The sequence below is a fragment of the Thermanaerovibrio velox DSM 12556 genome (assembly GCF_000237825.1).
Lineage (GTDB): Bacteria > Synergistota > Synergistia > Synergistales > Synergistaceae > Thermanaerovibrio > Thermanaerovibrio velox.
On the sequence record NZ_CM001377.1, the window covers coordinates 440,928 to 455,903 of the forward strand.

Below are 14,976 nucleotides of genomic sequence, written 5' to 3' on the forward strand. Positions count from 1 at the left end.
GGCCTGTCGTCCGGAGCGATCCCCTGGATACCCCTGGCTTTGGCGGATCAGCCTAGCCCAAGGGACTTCTTCACGTGGGGTATGAGCCCCCCGTCCTCGATAAGCCCCCGGACGAACTCCGGGTACGGGGGGAAGGAGAAGGCCCCCTTGGGGGTTATCACCTCTCCCCGGTCAAAGTCGATCTCCACCGTGTCCCCCTTTTCCAGGGAGTCCACCGCCTCGGGGCATACGACTATGGGAAGCCCCTCGTTGAGGGCGTTCCGGTAGTAGATCCTGGCGAAGCCCTTGGCTATGATGGCCCCTATGCCCCGTTCCACCAGGCAGGTGACCGCCTGTTCCCGGGAGGAGCCGCAGCCGAAGTTCTTGCCCGCCACGATGATGTCCCCCTTCGTGGCCTCCCGGTTGAACTCCGGATCCAGGTCCTCGCAGGCCACCTTGGCCATCTCGGACCTCTCCTTGATGGTGTAGGTGTACTTACCGGGGAAGATCACGTCGGTGTTGACGTCGTCCCCGTACTTCCAGACCCTTCCCTTTATCCTCATCTAGAGCACCTCCCTGGGATCCGCTATGGCGCCCTTGAGGGCAGAGGCAGCCACGGTCATGGGGCTTGCGAGATATATGAAGCTGTCCTTGTTCCCCATACGGCCCTTGAAGTTGCGGTTGGCGGTGCTAATGCAGGTCTCGCCGGGGGCCAGTATCCCCTGGTGGTTCCCCATGCAGGGACCGCAGCCCGGGTTGGAGATGACGCAGCCCGCATCGAGCAGGGTATCCACGATACCCTCCGCCAGGGCCTGCCGATAGACCTTCCAGGAGGCGGGGATCACTATGGTCCTCACCGCCACCTGGCGTCCCTTGAGTATCGAGGCCGCCTCCCGCAGGTCCTCTATGCGGCCGTTGGTGCAGCTCCCGAGGAACGCTTGGTGTATTGGGGTACCCTTGACCTGGTCCACCGGGGAGTAGTTGTCCACCGTGTGGGGTTTTGCCACCCCGGGCACGAGGCTGGACAGGTCGTAGGACAGCTCCTTGGCGTAGACGGCGTCCCGATCCGCCCAGAGGGGCTCCCAGAGGTCCGATTTGGCCGTTCCCTTCACGTGATCCAGCACCTTCTGGTCCGGGGGGCAAACCGCGTTCTTGGCCCCCATCTCGATCCCCATGTTGCATAGGGTCATCCTCTCCGCCAGGGACATGGCCTCGATCCCGGGCCCGTGGAACTCGACGCTCATGTAGTCCGCCCCGTCCGCCTTGATGTCCCCGATTATCTTGAGTATCAGGTCCTTGGCGGAAACCCCCTTGGGGAAGGAACCGGTGACGGTTATCTTCATGGACTCCGGTACCCGGAACCAGAGCTTGCCGGTGGCCCATGTGGCGGCCATCTCGGACCTGCCTATGCCGGTGGAGAAGGCCCCAAAGGCCCCGTAGGTGCAGGTGTGGCTGTCGCTTCCCACCATGATGAGCCCCGGAAGGGCGAAGCCCTCCTCACACATCTTCTGGTGGCAGACGCCGCCTTGGCTCGTCACGTCCATGAAGTGCTCTATGCCCTGTTCCCTCACGAACTCCCGGATCTCCTTGTGGTTCAAGGCGTGGTCGTCCGATGGGGCCGGTATGGCGTGATCCAGTATTATAACTATCCTCTTGGGGTCGTATACCTTTGATACCCCTATCTTCTTGAACGTCCTGGCTATTGGGGCGGCGTTGTCGTGGCTCATGCAGAAGTGGGGTTCCACGGTGACCACGTCCCCGGCCTTGACCTCATAGCCTGCCCACTTGCCCAGCACCTTCTCCGCGAAGGTCTTGCCCATGAGAATATCCCTCCTAAGCCTGGGATTTGAGGTACTCGATGAGACCTCCTGCGGCCATTATGTCCCGCTCGAGGTCCGTAACCGCATCCCCGTGGAACTCCACCCCCTGAGTAAGGTTCCTTATGACCCCGGTGGAGGTGTCCACCTCCAGCTCGTCCCCGTCCTTCACCTGGCCGGCCTTTATGGCGTCCGACAGCCCCTTGACGAAGAGCACCGGGTAGCCGTTGTTTATGGCGTTCCTGTAGTAGATCCTGGCGAAGGACTCCGCCAGCACCATGGGCACCCCTATCTCCTTGAGGCAGTAAACCGCGTGCTCCCTGCTGGACCCGGTGCCGAAGTTCCGGCCCGCCACCACGAAGTCCCCGGGGCGCACCTCCTTGGCGAAGTTCTCCTTGCCCGGGTAGTACTCGAAGGAGTACTGGGCCATCTTCTTGGGGTCCGTCTCCGCCAGGTACTTGTTGTGGTATATGAGGTCCGTGTCCACGTCGTCCCCGAAGACCCAGGCCCTTCCGCGAAGAACCGTATCACTCATATGTGGCACCCCCTTGTACGTGGGTCATCCCAGGATGTCCCTGGGGTCCGTTATCACGCCTCTTACGGCGCTGGCCATGGCGGAGGCGGGGCTCATGAGGTAGGTGTGGCTGCCCTTGCCGACCTTGCCTATGAAGTTGCGGTTGGTGGTGGACACCCCCACGTCCCCGGAGGGAAGCGCTCCGTAGTGCTCCGCGGTGCAGAGGCTGCAGGTGGGGTTGGTGAAGATGACCCCCGCGTCCAGGAAGTCCTGGATGAAGCCCGCCTTGGCGCACTCCCTCATGACCTCCCTGGTGGAGGGGGTTATGATGACCCGCACGTCCGGGGACACCTTGAACCCCGCGGCCTTGAGGACCTCGTGGGCCGCCGCTATGTCCTCGAACCGGCCGTTGGAGCAGGAGCCTATGTGCACCTGGTCTATCCTCTCTCCAGCCACCTCCCGGACCTTCTTCACGTTGTCCGGTGCGTCTGGGCAGGAGGCCAGGGGCTCAAGCTGGGACACGTCGAACCGCAGCTCCTCGGAGTACGCCGCGTCCCCGTCGGGACGGATCATCTCGACCCTGTCCAGTACCTCCTTGCCGGCCCTCTCCACGAGCCACTCCAGAACCGGACCGTTGGGCATTATCAGCCCCACCTTGCCGCTCATCTCGGTCACCATGGAGCACAGGGTTATGCGATCCGAGAGGCTGCTTTGCTCTATGGCGTCTCCGGTGAACTCCACCGCCTTGAAGAACATGCCGTCCGCCCCTAGGGTGCCCACCAGGTGGGTGAGGAAGTCCCTCATGTAAACCCCCCGCTGGAACTTACCCGTGGCGGTTATCTTCATGGTCTCCGGCACCCGGAACCACAGGGTCCCCTTGATCCAGGAGGCCACTATGTCGGTGTTGCCGACGCCGGTGGCGAAGGCCCCCACGGCGCCCAGGAGGTTCATGTGGCTGTCGGTGCCCAATATAACGTCCCCGGGCTTGACCAGCCCGTTCTCCAGCAGCACGTGCTGGCCTATGCCCCAGTTGACGTCGAAGACCTTGGTTATGCCCTGCTTCTTGGCGAACTGGCGGATTATCTTCTGGTTGTTGGAGACCTTCTCCGAGTGGGCCGGGGCCTGGAGGTCGAAGGTGAAGGCTATCTTGTCCGGGTCCCACACCTTGGCGTCCTTGCCGGTCACCTCCTCGAACTGGAGAACGCAGTTGGGCCCCCCGAAGTCCCTGGCGGTGGACAGGTCTATGTTGCACCAAACCCGGTCTCCCACCGACACGTCCTTGCCGGAGGCCCTGGCCATTATCTTCTGGATCATGGTCCGTCCCATGATTTCATCCCCTCCCTGAATGGAGTCCGCTACTTCATGCCGAGGAACGACTTGATGGTCTCGAAGTTCATGAAGTCCGCCTTGTTTACTATCACCCCTTCGGGGCTTCGGAGCGAACCGTCTCCCTCGTGGGCGTGGTTGGCTATGATGTGGGCTATGTCGCTGGGTATCCCGTTCCTCATGGCTATGACGGTGCCGGAGAAGGGGTGCCGAAGGTCCTTGCCCATCTTGGATTTGACGGTCTTGCCGTCCGGGCCCTTCTCGTACTCAACCAGCTTCCCCACGTCGTGAAGGAGAGCCCCGGCTATGAGCCTGTCGTTGTCCAGCTTGTAGCCCCCCTCGTCCTTGTAAAGGCCGTTGAACTCGTCCATGGCGGCCTTGGCCATCCTGGTCACACCCCTGGTGTGGGTGAGGTACGAGGCAGGGCAGTCGGGGATTAGAAGGGTGAACGGGATTCGCGCCATGTCCTCCGGTTCCCAGCCCCCGGTCTTCAGGGCGTCTTCATAGGCGGCCAAGACCTTGTCCTTGAGATCCGGATCGCAGATCCAGTCCACCTCCGGGAGCAGCTTTGCTATCCTCTCCTTCATCTTGGGTTTCCCTCCCTGTCTTTGAGTAGTCCCCAGGCGGTGTTAAGCCTGGGGACGGCGATGCTTCTTAAGGACTTACCCCTTTAAGGGCCAGCACCTCCTGAAGGGTCTTGTAGATGCGCTCGATGTGCTCCCTGGCGGCGCTCTCCGCCCGGTCCGGATCCCTGTCTAGGATGGCATCGTAAAGGGTTTTGTGCTCGTTGAGGAACGCCTCCTTGTCCTCCAGGAGGGCGTAGATCCTGTCGTGGGTGGCCATTATGAGGTTGAAGTTCATGCGCACGATGTTGACGAACACGAAGTTCCTGGTGGCCTCCGCCAGGGCAAGGTGAAAGTCAAAGTCCCCCTTTGCCCGGCTCTCCAGGTCGTCAAGACCCTCCCTGGTGGAGGATAGGACCCGTCTCATCTTGGTGAGGTCGCTGGGCATGGCCCTCCTGGCGGCCTCCCGGGCTATTGCGGGGTCCAGGACCCTGCGGGCCTCCATGAGCTCCAGGATGGCCTCGTCCTCAAGGGGAAGCCCCCTTTCCCTCAGTGGGTCACCCTCTTTTGACGAATGCCTGGGACGCCGTACGAACCGCCCCTTGCCGGGGATGCTCTCTATGAGTCCCATGAGCTCCAAAACCCTGAAGGCCTCCCGGAGGGAGCTCCGGCTGACCCCAAGCTGATCCATCAGGGACCGCTCCGGCGGAAGGGGATCCCCGGGTTTGAGACGCCCGGAGGATATGTCCCCCTTTATCTCCTCCACCACCTTCTCGTATATCCTGGTCTGCCGTACCCTATCGGGCAAGGGGATCATCCCTCCTAACTGGTCGGTCCAGCAATTCTTTGTGGACCACCCAGTGCACCTTATACACTATTCGGCCAATTTGAGCAACCGTTAACTAGTTCGGAATAGTTGGAAAATTTGAGTTTCGACGCCCCCGTGTTATCCTTGAGGCACCATGTAATAAGCCTTACGAATCGTTGGCTTCAGGGTCCCGAGGGCCAACGCGGAACTTTAGGAGGGGTATCATGGGGTTTAACGTGAGCGTCGTAGGCTTCGGGGATATGGTCTGTGAGATGCCCCTTACGGGATCTGAGCTCCTGTCCCTGTCCAGGGTGGAGGGAGGTCATCAGGTGGTGGCCTGCAGGGTCAACCACTACCTTCGTCCCTTGAGCTGGGTCATCGACGGACCCTCGGAGGTGCAGTTCGTTGACACCGGCAGCTTCGAGGGGATGGAGGTTTACCGCAGGACCCTGAGCTTCCTCCTGGTGATGGCCTGCAAGAGGGCGCTTGGACAGGACGTGATAATAAGGCACTCCATGAGCGACGGTTACTACTGCGAGCTCGTGGGAGGCGAGGCCTCGGAGGACGACGTAAGGGCCGTGAAGGCCGAGATGGACCGCCTAATAGGGCTCAACATTCCAATACACCGGGAGGTCCTGCCCCTCGACAAGGCGAAGGCGGTCTTTGAGCGTCAGGGCAACCTTGACAAGGCGAGGCTTCTCAAGTGGACCGCCGTTGACCCGGTGGTGACCTACCGGTGCGCCGAGACTTACGGCTACTTCTACGCTCCCCTGGCCTCCAGCACCGGACAGGTCAAGGTCTTCGACCTGCTCTACTACCCGCCGGGCATGGTCCTCCAATTCCCCACCGTGTCCTTCCCGGACCGCATCCCCCCCTTCCAGGCCCCGAAGAGCCTGGCGGAGGTCTTCATAGAGTACTCCCAGTGGCTCGATGTGCTGGGGGTCACAACCATGGACAGCATCCATGAGCGGGTTGCCTCCGGCAGGGGGCTGGAGCTGATACTGGTCTCCGAGGCCCTCCACGGGGAGGCCTTGGCCCGGGTGGCCAGGGAGATATGCGAGAGAGGACAGATCAAACTGGTCTGCCTCGCGGGACCCTCGGGCTCCGGCAAGACCACCACCGCCAAAAGGCTTCAGGTGCAGCTGCAGGTGTGCGGCAAGAGGCCGGTGGCCATATCCCTGGACGACTACTTTGTGGACCGGGAAAAGACCCCCAGGGACGAGAACGGGGATTACGACTTCGAGGCCCTGGAGGCCCTGGACCTTGACGCCATAAACCGGGATCTGTCGGACCTCATGGAGGGCAAGGAGGTTCAGCTGCCCAAGTTCGACTTCATAACCGGCAGGAGAAAACCCGGCAAGCGCCTTAAGATAACCGGGGACGACGTGATAATAATAGAGGGCATACACGGGCTCAACGAAAGGCTCACCAGGTCCATACCGGATGAGATGAAGTATAAGATCTTCGTGTCCCCCCTAACCGGGGTGAGCCTGGACAGGCACAACAGGACCAGCACCACCGACAACCGCCTGCTGCGGCGGCTGGTAAGGGACCATCGGGTGAGGGGACACTCCCCGGAGAGCACGCTCCTCCGGTGGCCCTCGGTCATAAGGGGTTCCCACCGGCACATCTTCCCCTATCAGGCGGTGGCGGACGTGATGTTCAACACCGCCTTGGTGTACGAGCTGCCGGTGCTCAAGGGCTACGCGGAGCCCCTGCTAAGGGCGGTGCCCGAGGAGTCCCCCGCCTACGGAGAGGCCCAGCGGCTTCTGTCCATGCTCAGGTTCGTCCCATTCATCCCGTCGGATAACGTGCCCAACCTGTCCATACTGAGGGAGTTCATCGGGGGAAGCTGCTTCGAGGATTAGGGCTGAAACCCGTGCCTTTGACCGCTAGGGACCGCACCGCCCCCTGGGAAAGAGCCCTTCCCAGGGGGCGGTATCTTCCAGGGCTTTCCGGCGGCATGACCTTTAGCGCCCCCCGTCATCCGGTGCTTCCTCCTCATCCATGGTAGGCCGCGGCCTCGCGGATGCCTCGTCCTCTCTGCCCTTGCCGGGACCCCCGGGCATTCGGTGGACTCGGTGGGGGAAGAAGGGGTTGAGACAACGAAAAAGGGCCTCCCCAAGGAGGCCCTAGATCATCATGGTGGGCGGCACAGGGATCGAACCTGTGACCCCTGCCGTGTGAAGGCAGTGCTCTCCCGCTGAGCTAGCCGCCCCAACCCGCAACGGTGAAGATTCTACAACGGAACTTGGGTTTTTGCAAGCCCCTCGCTCCTGCGACCTGGGCCGCTCCCGCCGAATCGGTGGGGGAGGAGGGGCCCTCCGGCCCTTGGGGGCTAGCGCTTCACGCTGTAGCTCTTGCTGCCCCAGGGCTTACCCTTTATGGGGTCCCCCTCCAGGAGCTGGAGGAACTTGTCGAAGCACTTGGGACACCGGGTGACCGGCTCCTTGCCCTCCACCTGGAACTCGTGTTTGCAGCTCACGCAGCGAAAACGACGCACCTCCAAGACACCTCCTCGCTGATCAAGGCTTTGTTTCGGCCGGGTAACAACACAACCGTCAGCTGCGGCTGCCGCACCGCTAACGGAGCCAATTATAATATTGGTCAGACTTTTTTCCAAGAGGCTATGGCTTCCCTTGCGATCCTCATGGCGCACAGGGGGCCGCACATGGCACAACCCTCCTGGGAGCGGTGCGGGTCCTGTTGGAAGGCCCAGGGGGTGAGAGCTGCCTTTCTCTGGGCCTCCCAGTCCATGGCCCCCCGGGCTTCCGACATGATCCGGTCCCTCTCCAGCGCCCACGGGATTCCCTTCTCCATGTCCCCCACGTGGGCCGCCACCAAGGACGCCCTCACCCCCTCCACCACGTCCTCCAGGGAGGGGAACCCCAGGTGTTCCTTAGGGGTGACGTAGCACAGGAAGTCCGCCCCCGCGGAGGCCGCCACGGCACCTCCTATGGCCCCCACCAGGTGGTCCATGCCCGGCGCTGAGTCGGTGACCAAGGGACCTAGCACGTAGAAGGGAGCTCCCTGGCAGAGCCGCTTCTGAAGCTCCACGTTGGTCCGGATCTGTCCTAGGGGCACGTGCCCGGGCCCTTCCACCATGGCCTGCACCTTGGCCTCCCGGCACATCTTAACCTGCCTGCCAAGCTCCAGCAGCTCCGCCACCTGGGCCCTGTCGGTGGCGTCGCTGCCGGATCCGGGCCTTAGGCCGTCCCCGAGGCTCAGGGTCATGTCCCACCTCCTGGCTATCTCCAAGAGCCGGTCGAAGTCCTCCGCGAACGGGTTCTCCCGGTCGTTGTGGATCATCCAGGCGGCCAGTATGGAGCCCCCGCGGCTTACGATGTTGGTCACCCTCCCCTGGGATGTGAGGTGGTGCAGCGCGTTCCTGGTAAGGCCGGTGTGAACCGTGACGAAGTCCACCCCCATGCGGCCGTGAAGCTCCACCGCATGGAACATCTCGTCCACGGTCATGTCCACCACCTTCCGGCCCTGAAGACGGCACCGCACCGCCGCGAAGTACAGCGGCACGGTACCAACCGGCACCTGGGACCTGTCAAGCACCGCCTCCAGGACCTCCTGGGCGTCATCCCCGGTGCTCAGGTCCATAACTGTATGAGCCCCCGCGGAAACGGCCCCTTCGAGTTTCTTGAGCTCCTCTTCCACGGAGCTCATCCCCTTGGAGGTGCCTATGTTGGCGTTCACCTTGGTCCTAAGCCCCTGGCCTATGCCCACGGGCCTGTCCTTGGGCTTCGTGAGGCTCCGGGGTATGACGCAAAGCCCCTGGGCGATCAGCCGCATCAGCTCCTGCTCTTCAACGCCTTCGTCCCTAGATACCAGCTGGACCTCCCGGCATGTCTCCCCCAGGGATGCCATCTCCATGATCGTGCGGCTCATTTCATCGGCCCCCCAGGGCTTCCCATATCATGCTCGCCGCCTTCCGCCCCGAGAGCAGCATCCCCCCGAAGATGGGGCCCATCCTGGGGCCCCCGAACGTGGCGTTGGCGGACATGCCCGCCACGTACAGCCCCGGGAAGACCTCCCGGGTGTTCTCCAGCGTGAGCTGCTCCGCCCGGTGGCACCACAGGGACTTCTCCCCCTCCGCCACGCCGGTGGGTGTGAAGAGCCTTCCGGGCACCTTCCTTTCCACCACCCGCACCACGTTTATGTCGTGCCCGGTGGCGTCTATGACGAACCTGCTTCTTATGGCCAGGGGATCCACGTGGAGCCCCGACATCTCAACAGGGGTCCAGGTTATCACCAGCCCTATCACCCGGTCCTCCCTCATCACCACGTCCTCGGCGGTGACGCAGTTGAAGACCCTAAGCCCCGCCCTGGTGGCGGCGGATATCAGAGTGCTCACCGCCTCCACCGAGTCCGCGGAGAAGTACCCGTCTCCTTGGGGGACGGTCCTGACCCCTACCTCCTCCAGGATCCCCTTGGCCTCCTCCTGGACCACGATCTCGTTGAACATCATGCCGCCTCCCCACATGCCGCCTCCCAGGGATAGCTTGCGCTCGAACATGGCCACCTTGGCACCCCTCATGGCGAGGTCCCTCCCCGCCACAAGCCCAGCGGGACCGCCCCCTACTATGGCCACGTCCAGGTCCACGGAGTCCAAAAGCTTCTCCATAAACCTTTCGATGATGACCCTCGATATGCGCCTCTCGTCCAGCTCCATCCGAATCATCTCCCTTCCTTTTTAACGGCCCAGGGGAGCCTTGAAAGGGGGCGGCTTGGTCTTTGGGCAGCGGAATGATGCCGAGAAGCGTAGAAAGACAGGGGGCCAAGCCGCCCTCCGGTGCACGGAAGGCGGCCCGGCCCCCTGGGTTCAACCGTAGGTCGAAGCTGCCGGAGACTCAAGCCCCTTGTCCTTGGAAGGGCCTCCCTGCGCCGGTATTAACCGGTGCCGCACCGCTGGCGCGGCAGCGCTAGTAACGCGCTCAGGTTCGAAGGGTCTGCGGGTCCTCCCGCACTCTCAGCCCCGGATCAGGAGCTCCCCCGTAAAATGAGAAGGTTCTAAGCGGATCCTCAGCCTAAGCCTAAGATCTAAAACAGATGATACACATGGGCCAGGGTCATGTAAAGACCTGCCCCCATAAGACCAATGGCACCCAGCTTTCTGATCCGCTCCTGATCCCTCATGATGGCCCCCCCAAGCCCCAAGGGGGCCGCCGAAGAGGCCAGGAAAGCAGCTAAAAGGGGCGGCAGGGCGCTTCCCACCCCGAAGGAAGAGGCCCCAACGATGGTGCCGGCGAGCCCCTCCGAGGAGAGCCCAGGGAGAAGCACCCCGAAGAAAAGGGCGGCCCCTTCGGGACAGGGGGCCAGGGAGAGGACGACGCCGGCGGAGAAAGCCCCGGGGACCCCCCATTGGGACAGGGAAAAACCCCTGTCCCTAATAACTCTGATGTCGATGCCCCCGGGAGCTTCGATGAGGCTCAGCATGAAGACCGAGCAGATCATGAGCAGCGGCCCTGACAGCTTTAGCATTATCCCCCCCGCAGCGGCCCCCGCGGCGGTCCACCGGTCAATCCCGATCAATATCAGAGCTCCCAGGACCCCGTGGGTGATCCCCCTGGCGGCGCAGTAGCTAAATCCTCGCTTGAGCCTTTGCCCCTCCCGGGAGCCCATGATCGAGAAAGCCACCGCCACCTGGTAGACCCCTGAGCAGGGCAGTATCGAGGACAGGGCGCCGAGGATCAAGCCCTTTGCAATCACGATCGGGTACGTCCATCCAAGCTGAAGGGCATCCGGCAGGGACTGCCAGGTGTGCGGGTTCACCGTGGTGATCCCCCTTGCTGGAGCATGTGCTCCACCTCCTTCATCAGGTACCGGTCGAATTCCTCCTGGGATGACAGGTGAAGGGGTGCCTCCTTGAGGAAGCGGCTCTCTTCCCCCTCATGGTTCCTCAGGAGCAGGAGGATCCCTGCCCCCGTGGCGCCGTACCTTTTGAGGAGCCGGTAGTTGCCGTCCTTCCCGAGGTCCACCTGGAGGATCTCCGCCTCTCCATTGAGCAGCAGGTCCCCCAGGGGGCCGCCCATGGACAGCTTCAGCCTCTCCCTCATGCGGTGGCAGGTGCCGCAGTAACCGTCCTCGAGGCTTAAGAACCGGATCTCAAGTTTACGAGAGGCTCTCGAAGCCTCCGCTGCCCCTTTGAGCTCCACCGCATCCCTTGCCCCGTAGCCCATGGAGAAGACGGCGAAGGCCAGGACTGCTGTGCCGAGGACCCTTTTCAACTTCAACGTACCACCTCCTAAAAAGCGGATGAATGCCAAGATCCCCCTGCCCGGGCTGGCGGGACCTCAAGATGCGGCGGGAACTTGAAATCGAACGGATGGGGCATTATAAACAGAAGGCGTTGCGCCTTTCAAGGTTTCTAAATTTGCTTAGGAGGTATATGTATGGCCAAACCGTGGTGGAGAGAGGGCTTCGAAACGCTGTTCTGGGCGCTGGTGCTCGCCCTCATCCTTAGGACCTTCGTGATCCAGGCCTTCTGGATCCCCAGCGGCTCCATGATACCGACCCTTGAGCCCGGGGACCGGGTTTTAGTGCTTAAGTTCTGGTACCACCTTCCGAACCGGTCCCCCAATAGGGGTGACATAGTGGTGTTCAAGTACCCCGTGGACCCCAGGAGGGACTTCGTGAAGCGCATAGTGGGGCTTCCCGGGGACGTGGTGGAGCTCCGCCGGGGGGTGGTCTACGTAAACGGCATCAGCCTGTCCGAGCCCTACGTTGTAAACCACGACGAGTTCGACATGCCCCCGGTGGAGGTTCCCAAGGGGAACTACTTCTGCATGGGGGACAACCGGCCGAACTCACAGGACAGCCGGTATTGGGGTTTCGTGCCCGAGAAGATGATAAAGGGCCCCGCGGTGTTCCGCTATTGGCCCTTGAGCCGGGTGGGGGTGCTCCGGTAGATGGGCCGCACCGTATGGTACCCGGGCCACATGGCCAAGGGGAGGCGTCAGCTGGAGGCCCTGATGGAGTCCCTGGACCTTTGGTTAGAGGTGAGGGACGCCAGGGCCCCGCTGCTCACCTCCTCTCCCTTCATGGAGTCCCTTCGGGGGCTCAACCGTTGGGTAGTGCTGTCCAAGGCGGACCTGGCGGACCCGGACGTCACGGACCGATGGGTGTCCCACTTCAAGGACCTTGGGATCCCCTGTTGGGCCTTGGATTCTAGGAAGCAGATACCGTCCTCCATGAGGAGGGCCATGAAGGAGCTCAAGCCGTCTCACAGGGACCTCCGGGTGGCGGTGGTGGGGGTGCCCAACGTGGGCAAGTCCGCCCTCCTGAACCACGTGATCGGCCGGAGCTCCGCCAAGGTAGGAGCCATGCCCGGGGTCACCAGGGGGCTTTCCTGGTTCAGGGGGGACGGGGTCATGGTGGTGGATTCCCCCGGGGTGCTTGACCCCCGTTCTGGAGGGCTGGTGCAGCGTCGTCTTTCCTGGTTGAACGCGGTTAAAGGGACGGTCATAGCGTCCCCGCTGGATCTGGCGTTGGACTGCGTCGGTTGCCTTATGTCCCTTGGTCTGTGGGGGACTGTGGCCTCCAAGTGGAACCTTGATCCCGGCCTTGAGGATCCCATGGCCGCGATGGAAGCGGTGGCGGAGAGGCTGGGCAAGAGGGCTAAGGGGGGATTGCTGGACCTTGACGGGGCCGCCAGGGCCTTCCTGGAGGCCTTCTCGTCCGGCCGGCTCGGCCGGTTCAGCCTGGAGTCCCCGGAAAGGCCGATGGTCCCATGATAGTGGCGGGGGTTGATGAGGCGGGCCGGGGTCCCCTGGCCGGTCCGGTGGTGGCGGCGGCGGTGGTGCTCACCCCTAAGGAGGCGAGGGATCTGCTGTCCCTGGGGCTACGGGACTCCAAGAAGCTATCCGCCTCTCGGCGGGAGGGGCTTTTTAAGACCCTGTTGGAGATGAAGGTCCCCATGGGGATCCAGGCGGCCTCCTGGCGCAGGGTGGATGAGATGAACGTGCTTAACGCCTCGCTGTGGGCCATGGAGAGGGCGGTGGCCCGGCTCTGCGTAAGGCCCCAGGTCGTGCTGGTGGACGGGGCGGTCCCGGTTAAGGGGCTTGGGATCCCCCAGAGGTGCGTGGTGAAGGGGGACTCCAAGGTGCCCGCCATAATGGCCGCCTCGGTGGTGGCGAAGGTCATAAGGGACCGGGTGATGGAGGGGCTTCACAGGGTGTACCCTCGGTATCGGTTCGACCGGCACAAGGGCTATCCCACGGAGCTGCATCGGCGGATCCTTGAGGAGATCGGCCCCTCGCCGGTACACCGGGTTAGCTTTTCCGTTAAGCTTCGACCATGGGATACGACGTCGGAGGCATAAGGTCCGGAGGTCCCCAGGGGGGGGATATAGGTCCCGTAGGGCAGTCCCGGGAGGTCCGCTCTCAGGACGCCAAGGGTATCATAAGGGATGGCCAGGAGGTGGAGGGGCTGGTTCTTAGATCCGAGGGCTCCATGGTTCAGGTGCGGGTGTCCGGCAGGACCCTCTGGGCCCAGTCGTCGGTGTCGCTGTTCCCGGGCCAGCGGTTCCGGGCCGTTTGGGACGCCTCGGGGGAGGTGCCGCTTTTAAGGCTCAGGCAGGAGGACCTGGAGCTGCTCTCCCGGTTCCCCTTGAGGGATCGCCCCCTGGCCCAGGCCCTGATCCTGCGGCGTCTTCCCGCCGATGGGGAGTCCCTGTGGGGTTTGAGGCAGGCCTGGATGGCCGCTGGAGGAGCCCCTGAGGACCTCCCGGCAGCGGTGGAGCTTTTCGCCCGGGGGCTTCCGGTGAGCCAGGAGTCCGTCAAGGCCATGGGGTGGTACATGGCCTTGACATCCCAGGAGGCGATGAACCTCTGGAAGCGGGTTCGGGAGCGCCTTAAAAACTCCCCCAGGGGAGCGGGAAGCCTCGAGGAGGTCTTCCGGGATGACCCGGAGGCGTTGAGGTTCCTTAGGGCCCATCGTTGGGCGTCAACCCCGGTCCGGTGGTCCACCGAGGAGCCCCTTATGGCCCCTGCCTTCTGGCCCGCCGGGGAGGAGGGGCCCATGGCCCGAGTGGTCTTCTCCGAGACCTTGAGGGGAGGACGGCGGGCCTATTCGGTGTTCTTCGAGGTGGACGGGGACAACCTGGGCAGAACGGAAGGGTGGGTGGCCTTCATGAACAACCTGGTGGGGGTGGACCTGAGGGCTGACTCCCTCAAGGGGGTCGAGCTCATGAGGCATCATCTTGTTGAGCTCCAGGAGGACCTCTCCTCCGGAGGCCTTAGGGTGTCCCACGTGTCGGCTTCCCCGAGGAGGCCGAAGGGCTCCGGGACCCCAAGGCCCATAGACATGGAGGCGTGAGCGGTGGCCAAGGGCGGATCTTCCAAGGCGCGGAAGGCGGCGGCTTTGAGGTACGACGAAGATCGGGATGCCGCTCCGGTGTTGGTGGCCTCCGGTCGGGGGCACTTGGCGGAGAAGATACTGGAGCTGGCCCGGGAGGCCAGGGTCCCGATAGTTGAGGACGCTGCGCTGGTGAGTGCCCTGCTGGCCCTGGAGGTGGGGGATGAGATCCCCCCGGAGCTTTACGGGGCGGTGGCGAAGGTGTTGGCCTTCGTGATGGAGATGGAGAGGAGAGCCTCCGGTGGCAGGTAGCGGTTCCTCAAGGGGTGCGATGGGGGAGAGGATGGGAGCCGAGTACCTCTCCCAGATGGGCTGGCGGGTTCTGGAGAGGAACGTGAGGTATCCCTTCGGGGAGATAGACATAGTGGCCCAAGACGGTTCTGAGCTTGTCTTCGTGGAGGTTCGTTTGAGGAGGTCCAACCCGTTTCAGGAGGCGGCGGACACGGTGGGGCCTAGAAAAATCCGGCGCCTTGAGATGGCCGCCAGGGCTTTTGCGGAGTCCAGGGGGTTTCGTGGGAGCTACCGGATAGATCTTCTGGCCATAGATGAGGGGCCTTCGGGCTTCCGCTTTGAGCTTTACCGGGACATAACCGGGGGGTGATGGGC

Annotated in this window: 18 protein-coding genes and 1 tRNA gene; 7 read left to right on the forward strand and 12 right to left on the reverse strand. The window is 63.0% G+C overall.

Annotated elements, in window-relative coordinates; translation table 11 throughout:
- Positions 1-47 precede the first annotated feature (47 nt).
- The 6 genes from THEVEDRAFT_RS01975 to THEVEDRAFT_RS02000 all read right to left on the reverse strand — a co-directional run bounded on the left by THEVEDRAFT_RS01975 (position 48) and on the right by THEVEDRAFT_RS02000 (position 5,007).
- Positions 48-542 carry a LeuD/DmdB family oxidoreductase small subunit gene (locus THEVEDRAFT_RS01975; RefSeq protein WP_006583053.1) on the reverse strand — a complete coding sequence of 165 codons (495 nt, stop codon included), beginning with the start codon at positions 540-542 and terminating at the stop codon, positions 48-50.
- Positions 543-1,799 (reverse strand): 3-isopropylmalate dehydratase large subunit, encoded by a 1,257-nt coding sequence (locus tag THEVEDRAFT_RS01980; protein ID WP_006583054.1) that lies wholly within the window; start codon positions 1,797-1,799, stop codon positions 543-545.
- 13 nt (positions 1,800-1,812) lie between these two features.
- A complete protein-coding gene (locus tag THEVEDRAFT_RS01985; protein ID WP_006583055.1) occupies positions 1,813-2,331 on the reverse strand; it encodes a LeuD/DmdB family oxidoreductase small subunit in 519 nt (172 codons plus the stop codon).
- A 24-nt stretch (positions 2,332-2,355) separates the two neighbouring features.
- A complete protein-coding gene (locus THEVEDRAFT_RS01990) occupies positions 2,356-3,636 on the reverse strand; it encodes a 3-isopropylmalate dehydratase large subunit (protein ID WP_006583056.1) in 1,281 nt (426 codons plus the stop codon).
- 29 nt (positions 3,637-3,665) lie between these two features.
- A complete protein-coding gene (locus THEVEDRAFT_RS01995; RefSeq protein WP_006583057.1) occupies positions 3,666-4,223 on the reverse strand; it encodes an HD domain-containing protein in 558 nt (185 codons plus the stop codon).
- 67 nt (positions 4,224-4,290) lie between these two features.
- Complete coding sequence (locus THEVEDRAFT_RS02000) at positions 4,291-5,007, reverse strand: FadR/GntR family transcriptional regulator (RefSeq protein ID WP_006583058.1); 717 nt, start codon at positions 5,005-5,007, stop codon at positions 4,291-4,293.
- 224 nt (positions 5,008-5,231) lie between these two features.
- Between THEVEDRAFT_RS02000 and THEVEDRAFT_RS02005 the strand changes: the two genes are divergently transcribed.
- Positions 5,232-6,875: a nucleoside kinase gene (locus THEVEDRAFT_RS02005; RefSeq protein ID WP_006583059.1), complete on the forward strand. Its 1,644-nt coding sequence runs from the start codon at positions 5,232-5,234 to the stop codon at positions 6,873-6,875.
- 275 nt (positions 6,876-7,150) lie between these two features.
- On the opposite strand, the gene THEVEDRAFT_RS02010 is transcribed toward THEVEDRAFT_RS02005, so the two are convergent.
- The 6 genes from THEVEDRAFT_RS02010 to THEVEDRAFT_RS02035 form a co-directional block, all read right to left on the reverse strand.
- A tRNA-Val gene (locus tag THEVEDRAFT_RS02010) sits at positions 7,151-7,225 on the reverse strand.
- A 120-nt stretch (positions 7,226-7,345) separates the two neighbouring features.
- Entirely contained in the window at positions 7,346-7,510 is a 165-nt protein-coding gene (locus THEVEDRAFT_RS02015; protein ID WP_040825613.1) for a hydrogenase expression protein HypA/HybF, read from the reverse strand.
- A gap of 104 nt (positions 7,511-7,614) precedes the next feature.
- Entirely contained in the window at positions 7,615-8,904 is a 1,290-nt protein-coding gene (thiC, locus tag THEVEDRAFT_RS02020) for a phosphomethylpyrimidine synthase ThiC (protein WP_006583061.1), read from the reverse strand.
- 1 nt (position 8,905) lies between these two features.
- Positions 8,906-9,688: a sulfide-dependent adenosine diphosphate thiazole synthase gene (locus tag THEVEDRAFT_RS02025; RefSeq protein WP_006583062.1), complete on the reverse strand. Its 783-nt coding sequence runs from the start codon at positions 9,686-9,688 to the stop codon at positions 8,906-8,908.
- Between the two features lie 368 nt (positions 9,689-10,056).
- Positions 10,057-10,788, reverse strand: coding sequence for a hypothetical protein (locus tag THEVEDRAFT_RS09120; protein WP_006583063.1), 732 nt, complete (start codon positions 10,786-10,788; stop codon positions 10,057-10,059).
- Positions 10,785-11,249 (reverse strand): hypothetical protein, encoded by a 465-nt coding sequence (locus THEVEDRAFT_RS02035; RefSeq protein WP_006583064.1) that lies wholly within the window; start codon positions 11,247-11,249, stop codon positions 10,785-10,787. Before THEVEDRAFT_RS02035 ends, THEVEDRAFT_RS09120 begins: the two co-directional genes overlap by 4 nt.
- Before the next feature lie 159 nt (positions 11,250-11,408).
- On the opposite strand from THEVEDRAFT_RS02035, the gene lepB reads away from it, so the two are divergent.
- Genes lepB through THEVEDRAFT_RS02065 form a run of 6 tightly spaced genes read left to right on the forward strand, consistent with a single transcriptional unit; the run spans position 11,409 to position 14,971 of the window.
- Entirely contained in the window at positions 11,409-11,924 is a 516-nt protein-coding gene (gene lepB / locus THEVEDRAFT_RS02040) for a signal peptidase I (RefSeq protein WP_006583065.1), read from the forward strand.
- Positions 11,925-12,749, forward strand: coding sequence for a YlqF/YawG family GTPase (locus tag THEVEDRAFT_RS02045; protein ID WP_006583066.1), 825 nt, complete (start codon positions 11,925-11,927; stop codon positions 12,747-12,749).
- On the forward strand, positions 12,746-13,336 hold the full coding sequence (locus THEVEDRAFT_RS02050) for a ribonuclease HII (RefSeq protein ID WP_006583067.1): 591 nt from the start codon (positions 12,746-12,748) through the stop codon (positions 13,334-13,336). The genes THEVEDRAFT_RS02045 and THEVEDRAFT_RS02050 overlap by 4 nt, the downstream gene beginning before the upstream one ends.
- Positions 13,312-14,331 carry a hypothetical protein gene (locus THEVEDRAFT_RS02055; protein WP_006583068.1) on the forward strand — a complete coding sequence of 340 codons (1,020 nt, stop codon included), beginning with the start codon at positions 13,312-13,314 and terminating at the stop codon, positions 14,329-14,331. The genes THEVEDRAFT_RS02050 and THEVEDRAFT_RS02055 overlap by 25 nt, the downstream gene beginning before the upstream one ends.
- A 3-nt stretch (positions 14,332-14,334) precedes the next feature.
- Complete coding sequence (locus THEVEDRAFT_RS02060) at positions 14,335-14,622, forward strand: EscU/YscU/HrcU family type III secretion system export apparatus switch protein (RefSeq protein ID WP_006583069.1); 288 nt, start codon at positions 14,335-14,337, stop codon at positions 14,620-14,622.
- Complete coding sequence (locus tag THEVEDRAFT_RS02065; RefSeq protein WP_006583070.1) at positions 14,612-14,971, forward strand: YraN family protein; 360 nt, start codon at positions 14,612-14,614, stop codon at positions 14,969-14,971. Before THEVEDRAFT_RS02060 ends, THEVEDRAFT_RS02065 begins: the two co-directional genes overlap by 11 nt.
- The last annotated feature ends 5 nt before the right edge of the window (positions 14,972-14,976 follow it).

Coding starts and splice junctions, on each gene's coding strand:
- THEVEDRAFT_RS01975 (WP_006583053.1), bottom strand. CDS start 542: ATGAGGATAAAGGGAAGGGTCTGGAAGTACGGGGACGACGTCAACACC.
- THEVEDRAFT_RS01980 (WP_006583054.1), bottom strand. CDS start 1,799: ATGGGCAAGACCTTCGCGGAGAAGGTGCTGGGCAAGTGGGCAGGCTAT.
- THEVEDRAFT_RS01985 (WP_006583055.1), bottom strand. CDS start 2,331: ATGAGTGATACGGTTCTTCGCGGAAGGGCCTGGGTCTTCGGGGACGAC.
- THEVEDRAFT_RS01990 (WP_006583056.1), bottom strand. CDS start 3,636: ATGGGACGGACCATGATCCAGAAGATAATGGCCAGGGCCTCCGGCAAG.
- THEVEDRAFT_RS01995 (WP_006583057.1), bottom strand. CDS start 4,223: ATGAAGGAGAGGATAGCAAAGCTGCTCCCGGAGGTGGACTGGATCTGC.
- THEVEDRAFT_RS02005 (WP_006583059.1), top strand. CDS start 5,232: ATGGGGTTTAACGTGAGCGTCGTAGGCTTCGGGGATATGGTCTGTGAG.
- thiC (WP_006583061.1), bottom strand. CDS start 8,904: ATGAGCCGCACGATCATGGAGATGGCATCCCTGGGGGAGACATGCCGG.
- THEVEDRAFT_RS02025 (WP_006583062.1), bottom strand. CDS start 9,688: ATGGAGCTGGACGAGAGGCGCATATCGAGGGTCATCATCGAAAGGTTT.
- lepB (WP_006583065.1), top strand. CDS start 11,409: ATGGCCAAACCGTGGTGGAGAGAGGGCTTCGAAACGCTGTTCTGGGCG.
- THEVEDRAFT_RS02045 (WP_006583066.1), top strand. CDS start 11,925: ATGGGCCGCACCGTATGGTACCCGGGCCACATGGCCAAGGGGAGGCGT.
- THEVEDRAFT_RS02050 (WP_006583067.1), top strand. CDS start 12,746: ATGATAGTGGCGGGGGTTGATGAGGCGGGCCGGGGTCCCCTGGCCGGT.
- THEVEDRAFT_RS02055 (WP_006583068.1), top strand. CDS start 13,312: ATGGGATACGACGTCGGAGGCATAAGGTCCGGAGGTCCCCAGGGGGGG.